Here is a 20,906-nt window from a genome sequence, read left to right as displayed (position 1 = left end):
CTATGATCTGCTCTAAGCAGTTCGGACGTTGGCTGCCGAGTATTTCCCTGAAGGGGGCGTTATATGAACAGCAAATTGCAAGAATGGCTTCACGATGTAGGCGTCGCGCTCGGGTTGATCGAAAAGCCAAAGCTGCAACCCATTCCCGTGCGCAGCAATGATGATGAGCGTCGTCGGCCACGGCGCTGAGTGCTTTCGCCAGACGCGTTAAAAGCGGCGCTATCGCCCGATAGCCCGCTCCGTTTTCCCCGACCGTTCGGTCAACTTCCCAGTTCGCCTCAGCTACTTTTCTGAATCGATCCCATTTGCGGCTCAGTGGTGAGTTCTGCGTTTCTTCTCGACGAGAATCAGGTCAACCAGACCCTGCAGCGTCAGTTGGCCATAAGGTGAATGTGCTGACATACCTGCTATATCGGCTTTGATCTGGTTGGGAAGGACGATGCCAAAGTCGCTCTGCAGAACCGAAAAAAACTCTTTGAAGTCGGCTTCATCCAGTTCCAGCGCATTCAGCATGACGTCGTCTTCTTCCTGAATCAGGGTTTTGTCGACCAGAATCTTCCCGATCGTGTCGATCACATGCTGTCTGACATCGTCACGCTTCATGGCAGGCCTCTGCTTTGATTTAAGTGGTAATCACCCCAACATCAAAATACAGAGGGTTGTGGCAGGAACGCCCAATGAGCAACCACCCTGAAAAACCTGCGCTGCGATGCACAACGCCGGCGGTCTCGGATTAAGGCTAGCCCAAGTTTGCGTGACAGGAATGAGCCGTCTGTGCGGATTTTTTGTAACAGCGTTCAACCACTCAGTGGCGATGGTTGCTCAGCGCGAAAATGTTAGGACCGGCTTTAGCCGGGAAGCGTCAGTCGTTACACCGCTAAGATCGAGGGTGCCCGGACGGGCCTGTTCCCGGCTGAAGCTGGTCCTACGATACGCGCACATTGTGGGACCGGCTTTAGCCGGGAAGCGTCAGGCGTCACACCGCAAAAATTGAGGGTGCCCGGACGGGCCTCTTCCCGGCTGAAGCCGGTCCTACGATACGCGCACATTGTGGGACCGGCTTTAGCCGGGAAAGCGTCAGTCGTTACACCGCAAATCGGGACCGCGCGCACTGGCCTCTTCCCGGCTAAAGCCGGTCCTACTAAGGGCGGTCAGCGGTGTGCCACGCCCGGCAGCACACAGAGCATTTCGTAGAGCAGGTTCGCGCCCAGCAACGAGGTGTTGCCGGTGGTGTCATACGGCGGCGAGACTTCAACAAGGTCGCAGCCAATCAAATCAAGCCCCTGGCACCCACGAATGATCTCGATCGCCTGAATCGTCGTCAGCCCGCCGATCTCTGGTGTGCCTGTGCCAGGTGCCCAGGCCGGGTCGATGCCGTCGATGTCGAAACTCAGGTACACCGGACCGCCCACCACCTTCTCGCGCACTTCGGCCATCAGCGGCGCCAGCGACTTGTGCCAGCATTCCTCGGCCTGGACCACCCGGAAACCCTGCTTGCGGCTCCAGTTGAAGTCCTCGGCGGTATAACCCTGGGCGCGCAAACCGATCTGCACCACGCGATCGCAATCCAGCAGACCTTCCTCCACCGCACGGCGAAAGGTAGTGCCGTGGGCAATCTTCTCGCCGAACATGTGATCGTTGACGTCCGCATGGGCGTCGATGTGCACCAACCCGACCTTGCCGTGTTTCTTCTTCATGGCGCGCAGGATCGGCAGCGTGATGGTGTGATCGCCGCCGAGGGTCAGCGGGATGATGTCGTGCTCGAGGAAGCCGTCGTAGGCCTCTTCAATGATGCGCACGGCATCCAGCAGATTGAACGTGTTGATCGCTACATCGCCGATGTCCGCCACTGACAGCGAATCGAAAGGGGCGGCGCCGGTGGCCATGTTGTAGGGGCGAATCATGACCGATTCGGCGCGGATTTCCCGCGGGCCAAAACGGGTGCCGGCGCGCAGGGACGTGCCGATGTCCAGCGGCACGCCAACGAAGGCGGCATCCAGACCGGCCGCCGTTTGCAGGTGCGGCAGGCGCATCATGGTGGCGATGCCGGCGAAGCGCGGCATTTCGTTGCCGCCCAGTGGTTGATGGAAAATCTTGTCCACGGGAATGCCTCATCGGTGGTAATCAAAAGGGGCGGAAGCGGGCTTCCGGCATGGCCCCGATTCTGTTGACCGGGCCTGCCGTGAACAATCGGCCACGCGAAATACTTAGTTCAGATATTCCTGAAGTATCGGGTAAGCTGCCGGCAAACCCACCCTGGAATGACCATGCCCAGCGCGCTCCCCGACCTCAAATTGCTGCGCATCTTCGCCTGCGTCGTGCGCCATCAGGGCTTTGCCAGCGCCCAGCAAGAACTCAATCTGTCGACGTCGGCGATCAGCACCTACATGAGCCAGCTCGAAGCCGCGTTGGGCATCGTGCTGTGTCATCGCGGGCGCGGCGGCTTCAGCCTGACCAGCAAGGGGGAGCTGTTTCATCAGGAAACCCTGCGCCTGCTCGGCGAGCTGGAAGGCTTCGAACTCTACGCCGCTGCGCTCAAGGGCGAGCTGCGCGGTACGCTCAACCTCGGTGTGCTGGACTCGACGGTCAGTGATCGCGCCTTGCCATTTGCGGAAGTAATCGGCGCTTACAGTGCGGAGCATCCGGCCGTGCATTTGCACCTCGCCGTGATGAGTCCTTATGAACTGCAACTGGGCGTGCTGGACAACCGGCTGGACCTGGCGATCGGATCGTTCTCCACCCGCATGAACGGCCTGCTCTATCAGCCGCTGTACCGCGAGCAGCACTGGCTGTACTGCAGCAATCGCCACGCGCTGTATGCCGAACGGCGTATTCCAGAACCGGTCATCACCCAACAACGTATGGTCGGACGCGGCTATTGGAGCCAGGCCGAACTCGCCCGTCACGGTTTCAAGCACAGCGCCGCGACCGTCGAGAGTATGGAAGCGCAGCTGATTCTGGTGCTGTCCGGCGCCTACATCGGTTATTTGCCTGAACATTACGCGCAGTCGTGGGTGGATTCCGGGCACTTGCGCGTCTTGCTGCCGGCGACCTTTGGCTATCAGGCGCCGTTTTCGATGATCCTGCGCCGCGGGCGCAGCCGTGAGCCGCTGATTCAGACCTTTCGCGATCTGCTGAAAGCGCAGCTCAATCCACTGTAGGAAACCGACGATGTCCCGTGCCCGCTGCGAACGCTGCCTGCGTCCCACCGATCATTGCCTGTGTGCGCTGATTCCCGCACTGGGCAGTCGGACGCGTGTGTTGATCCTGCAGCATCCCAGCGAAGTCAATCACGCGCTCAACACGGCGCGCCTCGCGGCCCTTGGCCTGGAGAATGCGGAGTTGCACGTGGGGGAGGTGTTCGAGGATCTGGCGCAGTGGCTAAGCCGGCCCGGTTACCGGGCGTGTTTGCTGTTTCCGGGAGAGAAGGCCGTTGCGCTGACAGCCTGCAGTTGCGACGACGTGCCGCTGCTGCTCGTCGTACCCGATGGCACCTGGCGCAAGGCGCGCAAGTTGCTGCACCTCAATCCCTCGCTGGCGGCGTTGCCCAGGGTCGTGCTGACGAACGCGCCGCCGTCACGCTATCGGCTCCGCAAAGCGCCAGGTCCCGATGCGTTGTCGACACTGGAGGCCATCGCCCATGCGCTGCACACGCTGGAGCCGGAGGCGTCATTCGACGGCTTGTTGCGTCCATTCGATGCGCTGATCGACGGGCAGATCGCAGCAATGGGCGAGGAAACCTTTCGCCGCAATCATTCCTAAAGGCGGTTTAAATCAGCCGTTCAGCGAGGAGGGCATGCCCGATTGATAAGGGCTGGCCGCCTGCATGCGACGGATATAGGCCTCGGTTTCCCGTGCGGCGTCTTCCTTGCTCATGAACGGGCCTTCCAGGGTATTTTCCCGGGTGCTGAAGAAATACAGCCCATTGACACGGGAAACGCGGTCGCTGCGAAAACGCACGGTGGGGGCTGGATCTTGTTCACGCTTGCTTAACATGGCCTTCTCCGGGCTTTGAGTCGGTACGCGAGTGATCTGGATAGGCGACAAGGCGTCGCGGTGGTGTAAGTCAGAGCATTTGAATAGTAGCGTTCTTAACGGTTCCATCAACTTGCAAGCCCGCACCTCATTCCTGGCAGTGCGGGCGTCAGATCTCAGCGCTTCCCCAGCGCCTCGGCCTGGCGAATCCACTGCTGACGCTGCTCTTCGGTGGAGGTGCGCACCGGCGAGAACTCCGTCAGACGTGTGGTCTTGATCCCACAGAATTCAAGGATCGTTCTGACCATCTGCCGATGGGCCGGGGCTTTGAATACCCAGCGGAAATAGCGCGACGGGGTGTCCATCGTCACCAGCAACTCCGCTGTCCGGCCCTTCAGCAGTTCATTGGAAGGGTGGTGCCTGCCATGGGCCTTGAAGGCAAAACCGGGCATGAACACCCGGTCGAAGAATCCACCGAGCAGGCTCGGCAAACCGCCCCACCAGACGGGATACACGAACACCAGATGCTGCGCCCAGTGCACCTCGCGCTGGGCTTCAAGCAGATCGTGTTCCAGCGTCTGGGCGGATTCGTAGCCACCGCGCAGCACCGGGTCGAAATCCATTTCATCAAGCTTGAGCACCCGCACCACATGACCTTTGCTGCGCGCGCCCTGGGCATACGCCTCACCCAGCGCGTGGCCGAGGCTGATGCTTTTTGGCGTGCCGATGATCATCAGAATGCGTTTGCCGTAGCCTTCCAGTGGCGTCGCGCCGCTGATGGGTTCAGCCATTGCTGCCGGCCTCGAGCATTTTTTCCGGGCGCACCCAGGCGTCGAACTCGGCGTCGGTGAGGAAACCCAGTTGCAGCGCCGCTTCGCGCAGGGTCAGGCCTTCGCTGTAGGCTTTCTTGGCGATCTGCGCCGATTTGTCGTAGCCGATGTGCGGGTTCAGCGCGGTCACCAGCATCAGGCCGCGTTCCAGATGCTCGGCCATCTTGGCGGCATCCGGCTCCATGCCGGCAATGCAGTGCTCGTTGAAGTTGCGGCAGCCATCGCCCAGCAATCGGATCGATTGCAGCAGGTTGTGGATGATCACCGGCTTGAACACGTTCAGTTGCAGGTGGCCCTGACTGGCGGCGAAGGTGATCGTGGTGTCGTTGCCCATGACCTGACAGGCCAGCATTGACAGCGCTTCGCACTGGGTCGGGTTGACCTTGCCCGGCATGATCGAGCTGCCCGGTTCGTTGGCCGGCAACCTGACTTCAGCCAGGCCGGCGCGAGGGCCGGAACCGAGCAGGCGCAGGTCGTTGGCGATCTTCATCAGGGTCACGGCGAGGGTTTTCAGCGCGCCGGACAGCGCGGTCAGCGGCTCATGGCCGGCCAGCGCGGCAAACTTGTTCGGCGCGGTGACGAAGGGCAGGCCGGACAGCGCAGCCAGTTCGGCGGCCACCGCTTCGGCGAATCCGTGGGGCGAGTTCAGACCGGTGCCGACGGCAGTACCGCCCTGGGCCAGCTCACACACGGCCGGCAGTGCGGCGCGAATGCTTTTTTCGGCGTAATCGAGCTGAGCGACGTACGCCGAGAGCTCCTGACCGAAAGTGATCGGCGTGGCGTCCATCATGTGCGTACGGCCGGTTTTCACCAGCTTCATGTGGCGCGAGGACTGCTCGGCAAGGCCGCTGGACAGTTCGGCGATCGCCGGCAGCAGTTGCTCTTTCACCGCTTGCACGGCGGCAATATGCATGGCGGTGGGGAAGCAGTCGTTGGAGCTTTGCGAGCGATTGACGTGATCGTTGGGGTGAACCGGCGACTTGCCGCCGCGAACTCCACCCGCCAGTTCGTTGGCACGGCCGGCGATGACTTCGTTGACGTTCATGTTGCTTTGCGTGCCGCTGCCGGTCTGCCAGACCACCAGGGGAAACTGGTCGTCGAGCTGACCTTGCAGCACCTCGTCGGCGGACTGCTCGATCAGGTTGGCGATGTCAGTGGGCAAGTCGCCGTTGCGGTTGTTGACCCGCGCGGCGGCTTTTTTGATCAGCGCCAGCGCGTGCAATACCGGCAGGGGCATGCGCTCCTGGCCAATGGCGAAATTGATCAGAGAGCGTTGCGTCTGCGCCCCCCAGTAAGCGTCTTCGGGGACTTCGATCGGACCTATGCTGTCGGTTTCGGTACGGCTCACTGGACTCTCTCCTTAAGATCGATTTGCGCAGTTTAGTAACCGGGGGAGCCGGTGGGGTTCCCCGTGGCTGCTGTGCGGTCGGAACAGGTGCGGACAGTGTGCGACAAAAGGCCCGGGCCGGTCGCCCTAAACCTTCGTATGGGCGAGTGCGTCACGTCCCCGGGACAACCGCTCGTAGGGTCGGGGGTTGAGGGAAATGCGCAAAGGGGCGCAGAATGGCCGGCCTTGGGGTTCTGCCTCGCCTGCTAGATAAGGAAACTCGATGACCCGTCTTCGTGCCATTTGTGCTGCGGTTGCTCTGGTATGTGCCAGCGGCCAGGTTCTTGCCGACACCGCCAGCCATGAAGCCAGTGCTGTAGCGTTCCTCAAACTGGCTCACGCCGATCAACTGGGTGCGCCGGTCTACATGCAAGTCCAGCAGATGTTCGCTCAGCGTTTCGCTGAAACCAAAGCGCCTGCGTCCAAGCAAGCCACGCTCGAAACCTATCAGGGCAAAGCCAATGCCGCGCTGGATCAGGTGATCAGCTGGCCAAAACTGCAGCCTGACATGGTCAAGCTGTACACCTCCAACTTCACTGAAAGCGAGCTGAAAGACCTGGTTGCCTTCTACCAGTCGCCACTGGGCCAGAAAGTCCAGGCCAAGATGCCGCAGATCAGCCAGCAGTCGTTCCAGCTGACCCAGAGCAAACTGGAAAGCGCGGTGCCTGTGGTCAACAAGCTGCTCGCCGACATGACCAAGGAACTGACCCCGGCCGGCGCCAAGCCTGCTGCACCGGCCGCTCCTGCCAAAAAGCCATAAGCGAAGCCTGACATGAGCATGCAACAGCGAATCGAATCCGCGTTGACGGTCTTTCAGCCCGAGTACCTTCAGGTGCTCAACGAAAGCCACATGCACAGTCGCGGCACGGACACTCACTACAAGGCGGTGGTGGTCAGCGAGCACTTCGCTGGCCTCAACGCGGTCAAGCGTCACCAGAAGGTCTACGGCCTGCTCGGTGGCCTGATGGGTGAGTTCCACGCTTTGGCACTGCACACCTACACCCCGGAAGAATGGGCGAAGCTCGGCGCTGCGCCGTCTTCCCCGACCTGTGCGGGTGGGCACGACTGACGTGCGACCTTTGTAGGAGCGCGCTTGCCCACGAATGCGATTTGTCTGGGACATCTCGATGTCTGACACTCCGTGATCGCGGGCAAGCGCGCTCCTACAGGTTGGTTGTAACTGCTAACTGCTTGATGATCCCACCTCATCCCCGCTGATCACCACCCTGCCTGCCCGCCGTCGATTCTTGATAGAATCCGCGCCGCGCTGCCCGGTCGGCGCGCGTTCATCTGAATCATTCACCCGGTAGGCCCTTTGCGAGGGTCACCACCTGGAGACGCCACATGACCCAACCCGCACCCATCGTCGTCGCGGCGCTGTACAAATTCGTCACCCTTTCCGATTACGTCGCACTGCGCGAGCCACTGCTGCAGGCGATGGTTGACAACGGCATCAAAGGCACCTTGCTGATCGCTGAAGAAGGCATCAACGGCACGGTCTCCGGCAGCCGCGAGGGCATCGACGGCTTGATGGCCTGGTTGAAGAAAGACCCGCGCATGGTCGATATCGATCACAAGGAATCGTACTGCGACGACCAGCCGTTCTATCGAACCAAGGTCAAACTCAAGAAAGAGATCGTGACCTTGGGCGTGCCGGGCGTTGACCCGAACAAGGCCGTTGGCACCTACGTCGACCCCAAGGACTGGAACGCGCTGATCGCCGACCCCGAAGTGCTGCTGATCGACACGCGCAACGATTACGAGGTGTCGATCGGCACTTTCGAAGGCGCGATTGATCCCAAGACCACTTCATTCCGTGAGTTTCCGGACTACATCAAAGCCCATTTCGATCCGGCGAAGCACAAGAAGGTCGCGATGTTCTGCACCGGCGGCATTCGCTGTGAGAAGGCATCCAGCTACATGCTCGGTGAAGGGTTCGAAGAGGTCTATCACCTCAAGGGCGGCATTCTCAAATACCTGGAAGAAGTGCCCCAGGAAGAAACCCGCTGGCAGGGCGACTGCTTCGTGTTCGACAATCGCGTCACCGTCCGCCACGACCTGACCGAAGGCGACTACGATCAATGTCATGCCTGTCGCACGCCGATCAGCGCCGAAGACCGGGCCAGCGAGCATTATTCGCCCGGCGTCAGTTGCCCGCACTGCTGGGATTCGCTGAGCGAGAAAACCCGCCGCAGCGCCATCGACCGGCAAAAGCAGATTGAACTGGCGAAGGCGCGCAATCAGCCGCACCCGATCGGTCGCAATTACCGTGCGCTCGACGTTGAAGCGGCTGCCATTGACACCGCTGCTGTTGAAACCCTAGGCAACGAGGCCTGAGCCATGTCCACCCGCCTGCTGTACGTGATGGACCCGATGTGTTCCTGGTGCTGGGGGTTTTCTCCGGTGGCCGAAGCATTGGTCGAGCAGGCGGGCGCGGCGGGGGTGCCGTTGCATCTGGTGGTGGGCGGATTGCGCACCGGCAGTGGCGCGGCGCTGGAACCGGCGACCAAACGCTACATTCTCGAACACTGGCAAGCGGTGCACGAGGCCACGGGTCAGACGTTCCGTTTTGACGGCGCCTTGCCCGACGGTTTCGTCTACGACACCGCGCCTGCCTGCAGGGCCATTGTCGCGGCGCGCAGCCTGGCGCCGGACGTCGCCTGGCGGCTGGTCAAAGAAATCCAGCAAGCCTTTTACCTTCACGGTCGCGACGTCACCCACGGCTCGGTGCTGGCCGAGCTGGCCGAAAAAGCCGGCTTGCCGCGCATCGAGTTCGCCGAAGCCTTCGACAGCGTCGAGCAGCACACCGCGACCGCGTCGGATTTCTCCTGGGTTCAGGACCTCGGCATTGCCGGGTTTCCGACCCTGCTCGCCGAGCACAACGGCCAACTGGCGCTGCTGACCAACGGCTATCAATCCCTCGATGTCCTCGGGCCCTTGCTGGGTCGCTGGCTGGAGCGCAACGCCAGTGCCTGAAGTCCCCGACCTGGAACACCGCAACCCCGCCGCATCGGCTAATGAACGTCCTGCCGTTGATCGCCTGAACTGGGCGCAGATCAGGCGCCTCGCTCTGCAGCATAAAAAGGCGCTGTGGGTGGCCAATGGCGTCGCTGTCCTGGCGGTGCTCTGCTCGGTGCCGATCCCGCTGCTGCTGCCCTTGCTGGTCGATGAAGTGCTGTTGAGCAAAGGCAATTCGGCGCTGATCTTCATGAATCAGTTTTTGCCCGACAGCCTGCACAAACCCGTTGGCTACATCGGCCTGATGCTGGTCGCGACACTGTGCCTGCGCCTGGGCGCGCTGGTGTTCAACGTGATTCAGGCGCGGTTTTTCGCCGGGCTGGCCAAGGACATTGTCTATCGCATCCGCACGCGCCTGATCGAGCGGCTCAAGCGCATCTCGCTGAGCGAATACGAGAGCCTGGGCAGCGGCACGGTCACCGCGCATCTGGTGACTGATCTGGACACCGTGGACAAATTCGTCGGCGAGACGCTGAGCAAGTTCCTCGTGGCGATGCTCACCCTCACGGGCACCGCTGCCATCCTGATGTGGATGCACTGGCAACTGGCGCTGCTGATCCTGCTGTTCAACCCGCTGGTGGTGTTCGCCACGGTGAAGCTCGGCAAGCGCGTCAAACACCTCAAGAAACTGGAAAACGACAGCACCTCGCGCTTCACCCAGGCGCTCACCGAAACCCTCGACGCCATTCAGGAGATCCGTGCCAGTAACCGTCAGGGCTATTTCCTCGGATTGCTCGGCCTGCGCGCCCGGGAAGTGCGCGATTACGCGGTGTCATCCCAGTGGAAAAGCGACGCCTCCGGCCGGGCCAGCGGTTTGCTGTTCCAGTTCGGCATCGACATTTTCCGCGCTGCCGCCATGCTCACGGTGCTGTTCTCCGACCTGTCCATCGGCCACATGCTCGCGGTGTTCAGCTACCTGTGGTTCATGATCGGGCCGGTCGAACAGTTATTGAATCTGCAGTACGCCTACTACGCGGCCGGCGGCGCACTGACCCGGATCAACGAGCTGCTGGCCCGCGCGGACGAGCCGCAGTACTCAGGGCAAACCAATCCGTTCGTGGGTCGGCAGACGGTCAGCATCGACGTGCGCGGCTTGAGCTTCGGCTACAACGACGAGTGGGTCCTCGATCAGCTGGACCTGTCGATCAAACCGGGCGAAAAAGTCGCGATCGTGGGGGCCAGCGGCGGCGGCAAAAGCACCCTCGTCCAGTTGCTGCTTGGGCTGTACACCACCAAATCAGGGGTCATTCGTTTCGGTGGTTCAAGCTTGCAGGAGATAGGCCTGGACACCGTTCGCGAGAACGTCGCCGTGGTGTTGCAGCACCCGGCGCTGTTCAACGACACCGTCCGCGCCAACCTGCTGATGGGCCGCGAGCAAGATGACAAAGCCTGCTGGCAGGCGCTGGAAATCGCTCAAATGGATGCGACGATCCGCGCGCTGCCCCTGGGGCTGGACAGCGTGGTCGGGCGTTCGGGGGTTCGCCTGTCCGGCGGCCAGCGCCAGAGGCTGGCGATCGCGCGCATGGTGCTGGCCGACCCCAAGGTGGTGATTCTCGACGAGGCCACCTCTGCGCTGGATGCCGCCACCGAGTACAACCTGCACCAGGCCCTGAACCGTTTTCTCAGTGGCCGCACGACCCTGATCATCGCCCACCGACTTTCGGCGGTTAAACAGGCGGACCGTGTGCTGGTGTTCGATGGCGGGCGCATCGCCGAAGATGGTGATCATCAACAATTGATTGCAGACGGCGGGCTGTACGCTAGGCTTTACGGACATCTGCAACAGGTGTAACACAGCCCGACGGGGTTTCGGGGCGCCATGCTGAAATGGCGTATCGCCACTGGAACACGTCAATCCTTGGGCTATGCTTTGCCTCGACGCTCACCGTAAGTGTGAAAAGCGTCATATTTACGTCTTCGCATCCAATTGGCTGGTTACGTCTTGTAAAAGATGTGAGAGATTGTCTGCTGCGTCGTGGAAATTAGCGAAGTCTCTCAGGCTCCAGGAAGGTTGCCTGGCGTGGGGGGGCTGAGTTTCTGGCAGTGCTGATGAAAGGGACACCATGAAGCAAAAGCGGATTCTCGAGAAGCCTCGTCTTCTGGGCATCGTCTGGCCATTTATCGCTGTCGTGCTGTTACAGGCACTGCTCGGCTGCGTCAGCCTGTACATGATGTCCGCAGTCCGCAGCTACATTGGCGGTGAGAGCCTGTGGTCGAAGGGCCAGAAAGACGCCATCTACTATCTGAATATGTACGCCAACAGCCGCGACGACATCAATTACCTGAAATACCAGAAAGCGATTGCCATTCCCCAGGGCGGGCATGACTTGCGCCTGGCGATGGATCAGCCGGTTCCCGACATCGCGCGCGCCACTGCAGGAATTCTGCAGGGTGGTAACCATCCCGACGATGCGCAGAGCATTATCTGGCTCTACCTGAACTTCCAGCACTTCAGCTACCTGGAAAAGGCCATTGACCTGTGGAAGGTCGGTGACAACTACCTGGTGCAGCTCGATGAAGTCGCCCGGGAAATGCACGCGCGGATTCAAGAAGGCAACGTCACCAACAGTGATGTCCTGGGCTGGCGCCAGCGCATCAGCGCCATCAACGAAGGCGTCACGCCCGCTGCCATGGCCTTCAGCGACGCGCTGGGCGAGGGCTCGCGGGTCATCCTGCGGATTCTGCTGGTGGTCAACCTTGCCACGGCGGTCTGCCTGATCATCCTTGCGCTGCTGCGCACCCATAAACTGCTGGAGCAGCGCCACGCCTTTGCAATTGCGCTGCAGATGGAAAAAGAGCGCGCGCAGATCACCCTGGAGTCCATCGGTGACGGCGTCATCACCACCGATGTCGACGGCTCCATCGTCTACATGAACCCCGCCGCCGAGCTCATGACCCACTGGAAAAACGAGCAGGCGGCCGGTCTGCCGCTGGCCGCGCTGTTCAGCCTGCTCGACGAGAATGACCAGAAAGACACCTCGACCCTCATCGAGCGCATGCTCAGCGGCAATCTGGGCGGCGGCAGTGAAAGCTCAAGACTGATTCAGCGCCTGGACGGCAGCACCGTTTCGGTCGCGCTGGTCGGCTCGCCGATCCGCACCGAAGGCAAGGTCAGTGGCGCGGTGCTGGTGTTGCATGACATGACCCAGGAGCGTCAGTACATCGCCAACCTGTCCTGGCAAGCGACCCACGATGCCCTCACCGGACTGACCAATCGCCGTGAGTTCGAATACCGCCTGGAACTGGCCCTCAACAGCCTGGCCGGGCAGCCGGCGAGGCATGCGTTGATGTTCCTCGACCTCGATCAGTTCAAGCTGGTCAACGACACCAGCGGTCACGCGGCGGGTGATGAAATGCTGCGGCACATCTGCACGCTGCTCCAACAAGGCGTGCGCGAAGGCGACACGCTGGCGCGTCTGGGCGGTGACGAGTTCGGCATCCTTCTTGAACACTGCGCACCGGAGGCCGCCGAGCGGGTGGCCGAAAGCCTGCGCCAAACCGTGGAAAGCCTGCACTTTGTCTGGAAAGGCCGGCCGTTTGTTACCACGGTCAGCATCGGCCTGGTGCACATCGACGAGGTCCCGACCACCCTCGAGGCTTCGCTGCGCGCGGCGGACATGGCCTGCTACATGGCCAAGGAAAAAGGCCGCAACCGGGTTCAGGTCTACCACGACGACGACTCCGATCTGTCCACCCGCTTTGGCGAAATGGCCTGGATTCAGCGCCTGCACATGGCCCTCGAAGACAACCGCTTCTGCCTGTATTCCCAGGAAATCGCAGCACTGGGCCGCAACGCCGAGCAAGGCCACGGCCACGGCCATATCGAGATACTGCTGCGGCTGCGCGATGAGTCCGGGCGCATGATCCTGCCTGACAGTTTCATCCCCGCCGCCGAGCGCTACGGCATGATGACCACCCTGGACCGCTGGGTCGTGCAGCACGTCTTCATGATCATCGCCGACTGTCTCAAGTCCGGACACGGCAAAGGGCCAATGGCGGTGTGTGCGATCAACCTGTCCGGGACCAGTATTGGCGACGACGCGTTTCTTGAGTATTTGCGACAGCAGTTCCAGATCTACGCAATACCCCCTGAACTTATCTGTTTTGAAATCACCGAAACCAGTGCGATCGCCAATCTGGGCAGCGCCATTCGGTTCATCAATGAACTTAAAAGTCTGGGATGCCGTTTCTCTCTGGATGACTTCTGTGCAGGCATGTCGTCATTCGCTTACTTGAAGCACTTGCCTGTGGACTTCCTGAAGATTGATGGCAGTTTCGTAAAAGACATGCTCGACGATCCGGTTAACCGGGCGATGGTGGAAGTGATCAACCATATCGGGCACGTGATGGGCAAACAGACGATCGCCGAGTTCGTCGAGAGCCCCCAGATTGAGCAGGCGTTAATGGAAATCGGTGTGGACTACGCTCAGGGTTACGTTATCGAGCGACCGCAATTATTCACCTGTGAATGTCTGCACGCACGGCCCGCGAGGCAGACCCCACTGTTGTTCAGCGCTCCCGGGACTTTTCGCTGAACACACCATTTAGCAACTCACATAAGGAGCTACACAGTGATCGATATGTTCATTAGAACCGGTCCGCTGATGGATGCCAGCAGTTACCCCGCTTGGGCACAGCAATTGATAGACGATTGCAGTGACGCCAAGGCCAAGGTGGTAGGGCATGAACTTTATCAACGCATGCGTGACGGGCGGCTCAGTTCTAAGACCATGCGCCAGTACCTGATTGGTGGATGGCCGGTCGTCGAACAGTTCGCGGTCTATATGGCGCATAACCTGACCAAAACCCGATTCGCCCGACACCCGGGTGAAGACATGGCGCGACGATGGTTGATGCGCAACATTCGGGTCGAACTCAACCACGCCGATTACTGGGTCAACTGGAGCGCCGCCCACGGGGTGATGCTGGAAGACTTGCAGGCGCAGCGCGTGCCGTCGGAACTTCATGCGTTGAATCACTGGTGCTGGCACAGCTGTTCGTCAGATTCGCTGGTGGTGGCGATCGCGGCGACCAACTACGCCATCGAGGGCGCCACCGGCGAATGGTCGGCCGTTGTCTGCTCCCAGGACACCTACGCGGACATGTTCCCGCCGGACACCCGAAAGCGGGCGATGAAGTGGCTGAAGATGCATGCGCAGTACGACGATTCCCACCCTTGGGAAGCGCTGGAAATCATCTGCACCCTGGCCGGCAACAACCCCACCGAGCAATTGCAGAGCGACCTGCGAATGGCGGTCTGCAAGAGCTACGAGTACATGTTCCTGTTCCTTGAGCGGTGCATGACGCTGGAACGATCGCAGGAAGGTAACGGCACGGTCCGTGAACACCGGATCGCCGCCCGCGCCTGATCAGTCAGCCCGCCATTTCCAGGCGGTTGCGGCCCTTGCGCTTGGCGGCGTAAAGGGCCGTGTCGGCACGGCGCAACATGCTGTCGGACGATTCGCCCGGCAGCAGCGTTGAGCAACCGAGGCTGACGGTCAGATCCAGAGGTCGTCCTATCAGCGGATAAGTGAGTTGCAGTGCCGCACTGCGAAGGCGTTCGCCCACCAGCGCGGCTGACTCACGACTGGTATTGGTCAGCACGATGAGAAACTCCTCACCGCCAAATCTGAACACTTGATCGATATTGCGCAGCCGGTCCTTGACCACATTGGTCACCGCCCGCAGCACTTCGTCGCCCGTGGCATGGCCGTGGGTGTCGTTGATGCCTTTGAAATGGTCGATGTCGAGCATCAGCACCGACAGCGGTTGCTGCTGGCGGCGTGCGATCTCGAACTCCCGAATGAGCGACTGCTCCATGGCGATCCGGTTACCGGCGCCGGTCAGCGGGTCACGCAACGCACTCAGGCTGGCGTGACGGTACAGCAGGGCATTGCGCAGGGGATACAGCAAGCTCGACAGCAACGATTCGAGTTGCTCCAGCTCATGCTCGCCGAAACGGTGATCGCGCTGAAACGACAGCTCGCCCAGCTGCTCGCCTTCATGGGTCATGCTGTACGTGGCGTTGTGACGGGCGCGTTCGCCCAGTTCCAGGCGCAGATCGGTAGGCAGGTGTTTGTAGCTGAGGGCATTCAGCGGGATGAGTTGCTGAACGCTCTGGAAAAGCATCGACAGGATCTTGTCCGCTTCGAGGCTGGTCTGCAGTTGCAGATCGAGCTGACGCCTCAGCTGCCCGTAATCGAGGGCAGGTCGGACGAGGCTGTGCGGCGGCGCGAAACCATGGCGTCGCAGCCGGGCGCTGTCGAAATCTATGGCATGGGTGGTGGTTGGAAAACTCATGGTTCCGCTCCTTCGCCTCTAACGGGCTTGAAATGGAGAGAGCGAAACTCGTGCCAATTCGGATGCCTGCGATAAACGTATTGTCAATCAATAAGTTGCGGCGGATTGTGACAGGTTCGGTACCTTTCCGCGCCTTGGATTTGACTAACGTATCGATTCTGACGGCATTCGGTTACAGGATGCGGCGGGAAACTGCCGAGTGGAGGGTGTCCGGCGCGGTCTGATATTCAGTTGAGGGAGCGCGCGATTCGGACACTCCCCTCATAGGTTTGCCACTTTCACGCCGGTCGACGGGTTTGCGCATCCAGTGCCTGTCCGTTGATGCCTTTGCTGTCCGGGCCCATCAGGTACAGGTACACCGGCATGATCTCTTCCGGCGTCGGGTTGTTGGTCGGATCTTCCGCCGGATACGCCTGGGCGCGCATGTCGGTGCGGGTTGCGCCCGGATTGATACTGTTGGCGCGTAGCGACCCAAGCCCATCGATTTCATCGGCCAGCGTCTGCATCAGCCCTTCGGTGGCGAACTTGGACACGCCATAGGCGCCCCAATACGCGCGGCCTTTGCGGCCGACGCTGCTGGAGGTGAAGGCGATGGACGCGTCACCCGAGAGCTTGAGCAGCGGCAGCAACGCGGTGGTCAGCATGAAGGTGGCGTTGACGTTGATGTGCATCACCTGCATGAACTGCTCGCCGGTGAGCTGCTCGATCGGCGTGCGCGGGCCGATGATCGAGGCGTTGTGCAACACGCCATCGAGCCGGCCGAACTCCGCTTCGATCATCGCGGCGAGTTCGTCGTATTGATGGGGCAGGGCGGTCTCGAGATCGAGCGGGATGACCACCGGCTGCGGATGCCCGGCGGCTTCAATCTCGTCATACAGCGCGCTCAGATTCACTTCGGTCCGGCCCAGCAGCAAGACCGTCGCGCCGTGGGCGGCGTAGGTTCTCGCGGCAGCGGCGCCAATGCCACGGCCGGCGCCGGTGACCAGAATCACCCGATCCTTGAGCAGGTCGGGGCGGGCGGAGTAATTGAACATGCGGGCTCCTTTGTATATGTAAAGCGCTGGGTTATGCCGAACTGCGCTGATGAGCGATCAGCAGCTGCACAGCGCATCGTCCAGCACCCGGCGCAGCTCCAGCGGGTGATTCACCACCACGTCCGCGCCCCAGTGATCAGGGTTGTCCTGGGGATGGATGTAGCCGTAGCGCACGGCGGCGGTCTTGGTGCCAGCGTCGCGACCGGATTCGATGTCACGCAGGTCATCGCCCACGAACAGCACGCTCGCCGGGTCCAGATCGAGCATCTTGCAGGCCAGCAGCAGCGGCTCCGGGTCGGGTTTGCTCTTGGTCACGTGGTCCGGGCAGATCAGCACGGCAGAACGCTCCGACAAGCCCAGTTGCTCCATGATCGGCTGAGCGAAACGCACCGGTTTGTTGGTGACCACGCCCCAGATCAGGTTGGCTTTCTCGATGTCGGCCAGTAACTCGGCCATGCCGTCGAACAGCGTGCTGTGCACCGCGCAATCGGTCTGGTAGCGCGCCAGAAATTCCAGGCGCAGCGCCTCGAATTCCGCCGCTTCAGGAGATATCGCAAACGCCGCCGAGACCATCGCCCTGGCACCGCCGGAAATCTCGTCGCGAATCAGCTTGTCGTCGACCCGCGGGAGGCCGCGTTCGGCCAGCATTGCCTGGCAGATCGCGATGAAGTCCGGCGCGGTGTCGAGCAGCGTGCCGTCCATGTCGAAGAGAACTGCCCTCAGGCGCATGGCTCAGACTCCCCGCAGTGTCTGGATCATGTAATTGACGTCGACGTCGGACGCCAGCTTGTAGTGCTTGGTCAGCGGGTTGTAGGTCAGGCCGATGATGTCCTTGACCTGCAGCCCGGCATCGCGGCTCCACGCGCCCAGCTCGGAAGGGCGGATGAATTTCTTGAAGTCATGGGTGCCGCGCGGCAGCAGGTTCATGATGTATTCGGCGCCGATGATCGCGAACAGATACGCCTTCGGGTTGCGGTTGATGGTGGAGAAAAACACCTGACCGCCCGGCTTGACCATCTTGTAGCAGGCGCGAATGACCGACGACGGGTCCGGCACGTGCTCAAGCATTTCCAGGCAGGTCACGACATCGAACTGCTCGGGCATTTCTTCGGCCAGCGCTTCGGCGGTGATCTGCCGGTATTCGACGCTGACGCCGGATTCCAGCTGATGCAGCCGCGCCACGGCGAGCGGCGCTTCGCCCATGTCAATGCCGGTCACGCCGGCACCGCGCAAGGCCATGGCCTCGCTCAGGATGCCGCCGCCGCAGCCGACGTCGAGCACCTTCTTGCCAGCCAGATTCACGCGCTCGTCAATCCAGTTCACCCGCAGCGGATTGATGTCATGGAGCGGCTTGAATTCGCTGTTGCGGTCCCACCAGCGATGGGCGAGGGCCTCGAATTTGGCGATTTCGGCGTGGTCGACGTTGCTCATGTGTGATCCTCTAAAACTTGAATTCGGTGTCCGGCCACGGTATCTGACCGTGGCGGCGCTCAATGGGTCAGGCTTTGGCTGCCGAGATGCGGTTGCCCCAGGCTTTGGCGGTTCGGGTCAGCGCTTCTTCGTCCATGCGGGTCAGGCGTTTGTCCTGCAGCAACTGCTTGCCGGCGACCCAGACGTGCGTCACGCAGTCGCGACCCGTTGCATAAATAAGTTGTGACACCGGATCGTAGACCGGCTGCTGCGCAAGGCCGGAGAGGTCGAATGCGACCATGTCGGCGGCCTTGCCGATTTGCAGCGAGCCGGTGTGATCGTCGATGCCCATGGCGCGGGCGCCATTCAGCGTGGCCATGCGCAGCGCACGATGGGCGTCCAGCGCGGTGGCCGAGCCGGCAACGGCTTTCGCCAGCAGCGCGGCGGTGCGGGTTTCGCCGAGCAGGTCCAGGTCGTTGTTGCTGGCTGCGCCGTCGGTGCCGATGGCGACGTTGACCCCGGCCTGCCACAGGCGCTCGACCGGGCAGAAGCCGCTGGCCAGCTTCAGGTTCGATTCAGGGCAGTGAATGACGCTGGAGTTGCTTTCGACCAGCATCGCCAGGTCGTCATCGCTGATCTGGGTCATGTGCACCGCCTGGAAGCGCGGGCCCAGCAGGCCCAGGCGCTGCAGCCGCGCGAGGGGGCGTTCCTGGCGTTGCTGAACGGCCTCGTGCACTTCAAAGGCGGTTTCGTGAACGTGCATCTGGATCATCGCGTCCAGCTCATCGGCGATGACCCGAATCTTCTCCAGGTTCTCGTCGCTGACGGTATAAGGCGCGTGGGGCCCCATGGCGATCTTGATGCGGTCGTGGTGGGCCAGATCGTTGAACAGCTCGATGCCGATGTGCAGGGATTCGTCGCTGTTGCGCGCGCCGGGTATCGGGAAGTCCAGCACCGGCACGGTGATCTGTGCGCGAATGCCACTGTTGTGCACCCGCTCGCAGGCGACCTTCGGAAAGAAATACATGTCGGAGAAGCAGGTGATGCCGCCCTTCAACTGTTCGGCGATGGCCAGATCGGTGCCGTCGCGGACGAAATCCTCATCGACCCATTTCGCCTCGGCCGGCCAGATATGGTCCTGCAGCCAGGTCATCAGCGGCAGATCGTCCGCCAGGCCGCGGAACAGCGTCATCGCCGCGTGGCCGTGGGCGTTGATCAGCCCGGGGCTGAGCAGCATGCCAGGCAGCTCGCGCACTTCAATGGCCGGCTGGCGCAGGGCCTCGGCACGCGGGCCGATGTAAGCGATCAGGCCGTCGCGAATGCCGATCCCGTGCTGTTGCAACACAACGCCCGCGGGTTCGACCGGTACCAGCCAGTCCGGCAGCAACAACAGGTCGAGCGGGGCAGCGGAATGGGGCATGGGGCAGGCATCCAGTGGCTTATTACGGTGACGGCGAAGTATACCCGAGCGTCTTCCCAGGCGGCTCGCTATAATCGGCGGCTTTTTAAGGTGCTGGCGATTTGCTTCTTTGCACCGTCGCTGTGGCGGCAAGCTTTTCAAAAAATTCATCAAGTGGGGTGTGCAATGCGCGATCGATTACTGGCTGCGGAGAAGGTAAAGGCCATCGATTGGCGGGACGGCACGTTGTATCTGCTCGATCAGCGGGTCTTGCCCTTCGAAGAAACCTGGCATCCCTACACCACAGCTGAAGGCGTGGCCGAAGCCATTCGCACGATGGTGGTGCGCGGCGCGCCGGCCATCGGCATCAGTGCGGCCTACGGCATCGTATTGGCGGTCATTGATCGTCTGGCCGAAGGCGGCGACTGGCAAATGGCCCTGGAAGAAGACTTCGACCTGCTGGCCAATTCCCGGCCAACAGCGGTCAACCTGTTCTGGGCGCTCAACCGCATGCGCGAGCGCCTGTATCGCCTGAAGGATCACGAAGATCCGCTGAAGGTCATGGAAGCCGAAGCCGTGGCCATTCATTTGAGCGACCGCGAAGCCAACCTGACCATGGCGCAACTGGGTGCCGAGCTGATTCGCAAGCACCAGGGCAATCTGCAGACCGTGCTGACCCACTGCAACACCGGCGCGCTGGCCACAGGCGGCTTTGGTACGGCGCTTGGCGTTATTCGCGCGGCACATCTGGAAGGCATGATCGAGCGCGTCTACGCCGACGAAACCCGGCCCTGGCTGCAGGGCTCCCGTCTGACCGCGTGGGAGCTGGTTAACGAAGGCATTCCGGTCACCCTCAACGCCGACTCCGCGGCCGCGCACCTGATGAAAACCAAAGGCATCACCTGGGTCATCGTCGGCGCCGACCGCATCACCGCCAACGGCGACGTCGCCAACAAGATCGGCACCTACCAGTTGGCGGTCGCGGCGATGCACCACGGCGTGCGCTTCATGGTGGTGGCGCCGAGCTCGACCATCGACATGAACCTGGCCAGTGGCGACGACATCCCCATCGAAGAACGCGACGGCCGCGAATTGCTGGAGGTCAGTGGCAAGCGCGTGGGTGCCGAAGTCGACGCCTTCAACCCGGTATTCGACGTGACGCCCGCCGATCTCATCGACGCCATCGTCACCGAGAAGGGCATCGTCGAACGCCCTGATACGGCAAAAATGGCCCTGTTGATGTGCCGCAAACGCCTGCATTGATCACCCCGCAGCCGATAATGCCGTTCGTCGCCAAACGCGCTATCGGGCTCTGTGAGCGCTTCTCAGGCGTCTGCTGGCGAAATGGCTTGTTCGCGGCGCCTGCAAACACTTCGTGCCTGACGGCGATTGTGGTACCATCCGGCGGTTTCCAAAGGGGCGCATGGCGGCCCTTATGACTGCGCACATTCATGGCATAACTCGCTGATTTGTCGTAAGTCGTTGCCTGACAATCGTCGGCAGCGGCAAGCCTTGTTCATCCCGGATGGCTGAGCAAGGTTTCACCAGAAAAA

The 20,906-nt window shown here is 61.4% G+C and carries 21 protein-coding genes; 11 read left to right on the top strand and 10 right to left on the bottom strand.

The genetic code is table 11. The features are described from left to right. The first annotated feature begins 63 nt into the window (after positions 1-63). Entirely contained in the window at positions 64-189 is a 126-nt protein-coding gene (locus L4G42_RS26130; protein ID WP_122535674.1) for a PA1414 family protein, read from the top strand. A gap of 123 nt (positions 190-312) precedes the next feature. Here L4G42_RS26130 and L4G42_RS17610 read toward each other — a convergent pair whose 3' ends face one another. Both L4G42_RS17610 and speB read right to left on the bottom strand, forming a co-directional pair. Further along, positions 313-603, bottom strand: a complete 291-nt coding sequence (locus L4G42_RS17610; protein WP_237253622.1) for a hypothetical protein — start codon at positions 601-603, stop codon at positions 313-315. Positions 604-1,151: 548 nt separating this feature from the next. Then, on the bottom strand, positions 1,152-2,102 hold the full coding sequence (speB, locus tag L4G42_RS17605) for an agmatinase (protein ID WP_237253621.1): 951 nt from the start codon (positions 2,100-2,102) through the stop codon (positions 1,152-1,154). A 165-nt stretch (positions 2,103-2,267) separates the two neighbouring features. Here speB and L4G42_RS17600 point away from each other — a divergent pair, with 165 nt between their 5' ends. After that, positions 2,268-3,161: a LysR family transcriptional regulator gene (locus tag L4G42_RS17600; RefSeq protein WP_065992937.1), complete on the top strand. Its 894-nt coding sequence runs from the start codon at positions 2,268-2,270 to the stop codon at positions 3,159-3,161. Positions 3,162-3,171: 10 nt separating this feature from the next. Then, positions 3,172-3,762 carry a tRNA-uridine aminocarboxypropyltransferase gene (locus L4G42_RS17595; protein WP_237253620.1) on the top strand — a complete coding sequence of 197 codons (591 nt, stop codon included), beginning with the start codon at positions 3,172-3,174 and terminating at the stop codon, positions 3,760-3,762. 12 nt (positions 3,763-3,774) lie between these two features. Here L4G42_RS17595 and L4G42_RS17590 read toward each other — a convergent pair whose 3' ends face one another. The 3 genes from L4G42_RS17590 to L4G42_RS17580 form a co-directional block, all read right to left on the bottom strand. Further along, a complete protein-coding gene (locus tag L4G42_RS17590; protein WP_237253619.1) occupies positions 3,775-3,996 on the bottom strand; it encodes a DUF6316 family protein in 222 nt (73 codons plus the stop codon). Between the two features lie 155 nt (positions 3,997-4,151). Further along, positions 4,152-4,766 (bottom strand): NAD(P)H-dependent oxidoreductase, encoded by a 615-nt coding sequence (locus L4G42_RS17585; RefSeq protein ID WP_237253618.1) that lies wholly within the window; start codon positions 4,764-4,766, stop codon positions 4,152-4,154. Beyond that, positions 4,759-6,153, bottom strand: a complete 1,395-nt coding sequence (locus L4G42_RS17580) for a class II fumarate hydratase (RefSeq protein ID WP_237253617.1) — start codon at positions 6,151-6,153, stop codon at positions 4,759-4,761. Before L4G42_RS17580 ends, L4G42_RS17585 begins: the two co-directional genes overlap by 8 nt. Positions 6,154-6,415: 262 nt before the next feature. Here L4G42_RS17580 and L4G42_RS17575 point away from each other — a divergent pair, with 262 nt between their 5' ends. The 7 genes from L4G42_RS17575 (at position 6,416) to L4G42_RS17545 (ending at position 14,579) form a co-directional block, all read left to right on the top strand. Next, on the top strand, positions 6,416-6,952 hold the full coding sequence (locus L4G42_RS17575; protein WP_065992947.1) for a DUF2059 domain-containing protein: 537 nt from the start codon (positions 6,416-6,418) through the stop codon (positions 6,950-6,952). A 12-nt stretch (positions 6,953-6,964) separates the two neighbouring features. Continuing rightward, complete coding sequence (locus tag L4G42_RS17570; protein ID WP_237253616.1) at positions 6,965-7,261, top strand: BolA family protein; 297 nt, start codon at positions 6,965-6,967, stop codon at positions 7,259-7,261. A gap of 275 nt (positions 7,262-7,536) precedes the next feature. Continuing rightward, a complete protein-coding gene (gene trhO, locus L4G42_RS17565; RefSeq protein WP_237260976.1) occupies positions 7,537-8,529 on the top strand; it encodes an oxygen-dependent tRNA uridine(34) hydroxylase TrhO in 993 nt (330 codons plus the stop codon). A 3-nt stretch (positions 8,530-8,532) separates the two neighbouring features. Beyond that, positions 8,533-9,168, top strand: coding sequence for a DsbA family protein (locus L4G42_RS17560; RefSeq protein WP_237253614.1), 636 nt, complete (start codon positions 8,533-8,535; stop codon positions 9,166-9,168). Further along, on the top strand, positions 9,116-11,002 hold the full coding sequence (locus tag L4G42_RS17555) for an ABC transporter ATP-binding protein (protein ID WP_237259909.1): 1,887 nt from the start codon (positions 9,116-9,118) through the stop codon (positions 11,000-11,002). The genes L4G42_RS17560 and L4G42_RS17555 overlap by 53 nt, the downstream gene beginning before the upstream one ends. Positions 11,003-11,273: 271 nt before the next feature. Beyond that, complete coding sequence (locus L4G42_RS17550; protein ID WP_237253612.1) at positions 11,274-13,745, top strand: EAL domain-containing protein; 2,472 nt, start codon at positions 11,274-11,276, stop codon at positions 13,743-13,745. Positions 13,746-13,781: 36 nt separating this feature from the next. Further along, entirely contained in the window at positions 13,782-14,579 is a 798-nt protein-coding gene (locus L4G42_RS17545; RefSeq protein ID WP_237253611.1) for an iron-containing redox enzyme family protein, read from the top strand. A gap of 4 nt (positions 14,580-14,583) precedes the next feature. Here L4G42_RS17545 and L4G42_RS17540 read toward each other — a convergent pair whose 3' ends face one another. From L4G42_RS17540 to L4G42_RS17520, 5 genes are all read right to left on the bottom strand, one after another. Then, positions 14,584-15,510, bottom strand: a complete 927-nt coding sequence (locus L4G42_RS17540; RefSeq protein ID WP_237253610.1) for a GGDEF domain-containing protein — start codon at positions 15,508-15,510, stop codon at positions 14,584-14,586. A gap of 278 nt (positions 15,511-15,788) precedes the next feature. After that, complete coding sequence (locus L4G42_RS17535) at positions 15,789-16,544, bottom strand: YciK family oxidoreductase (protein WP_237253609.1); 756 nt, start codon at positions 16,542-16,544, stop codon at positions 15,789-15,791. Between the two features lie 57 nt (positions 16,545-16,601). Continuing rightward, the gene (gene mupP, locus L4G42_RS17530; protein ID WP_237253608.1) at positions 16,602-17,273 is read right to left on the bottom strand and encodes an N-acetylmuramic acid 6-phosphate phosphatase MupP; all 672 of its coding nucleotides are present in this window, start codon (positions 17,271-17,273) and stop codon (positions 16,602-16,604) included. A gap of 3 nt (positions 17,274-17,276) precedes the next feature. Continuing rightward, entirely contained in the window at positions 17,277-17,975 is a 699-nt protein-coding gene (gene ubiG / locus L4G42_RS17525; protein ID WP_237253607.1) for a bifunctional 2-polyprenyl-6-hydroxyphenol methylase/3-demethylubiquinol 3-O-methyltransferase UbiG, read from the bottom strand. 67 nt (positions 17,976-18,042) lie between these two features. Continuing rightward, positions 18,043-19,374, bottom strand: a complete 1,332-nt coding sequence (locus L4G42_RS17520) for a TRZ/ATZ family hydrolase (protein ID WP_237253606.1) — start codon at positions 19,372-19,374, stop codon at positions 18,043-18,045. Positions 19,375-19,539: 165 nt separating this feature from the next. On the opposite strand from L4G42_RS17520, the gene mtnA reads away from it, so the two are divergent. Continuing rightward, positions 19,540-20,616 carry an S-methyl-5-thioribose-1-phosphate isomerase gene (gene mtnA / locus L4G42_RS17515; protein WP_237253605.1) on the top strand — a complete coding sequence of 359 codons (1,077 nt, stop codon included), beginning with the start codon at positions 19,540-19,542 and terminating at the stop codon, positions 20,614-20,616. Positions 20,617-20,906: the final 290 nt, after the last annotated feature.

This window comes from Pseudomonas petrae (genome assembly GCF_021728295.1).
In the GTDB taxonomy this organism is placed as follows: Bacteria; Pseudomonadota; Gammaproteobacteria; order Pseudomonadales; family Pseudomonadaceae; genus Aquipseudomonas; species Aquipseudomonas petrae.
Note: the sequence above shows the minus strand (reverse complement) of the source record. Positions and strands in the feature narration are given on the sequence as shown.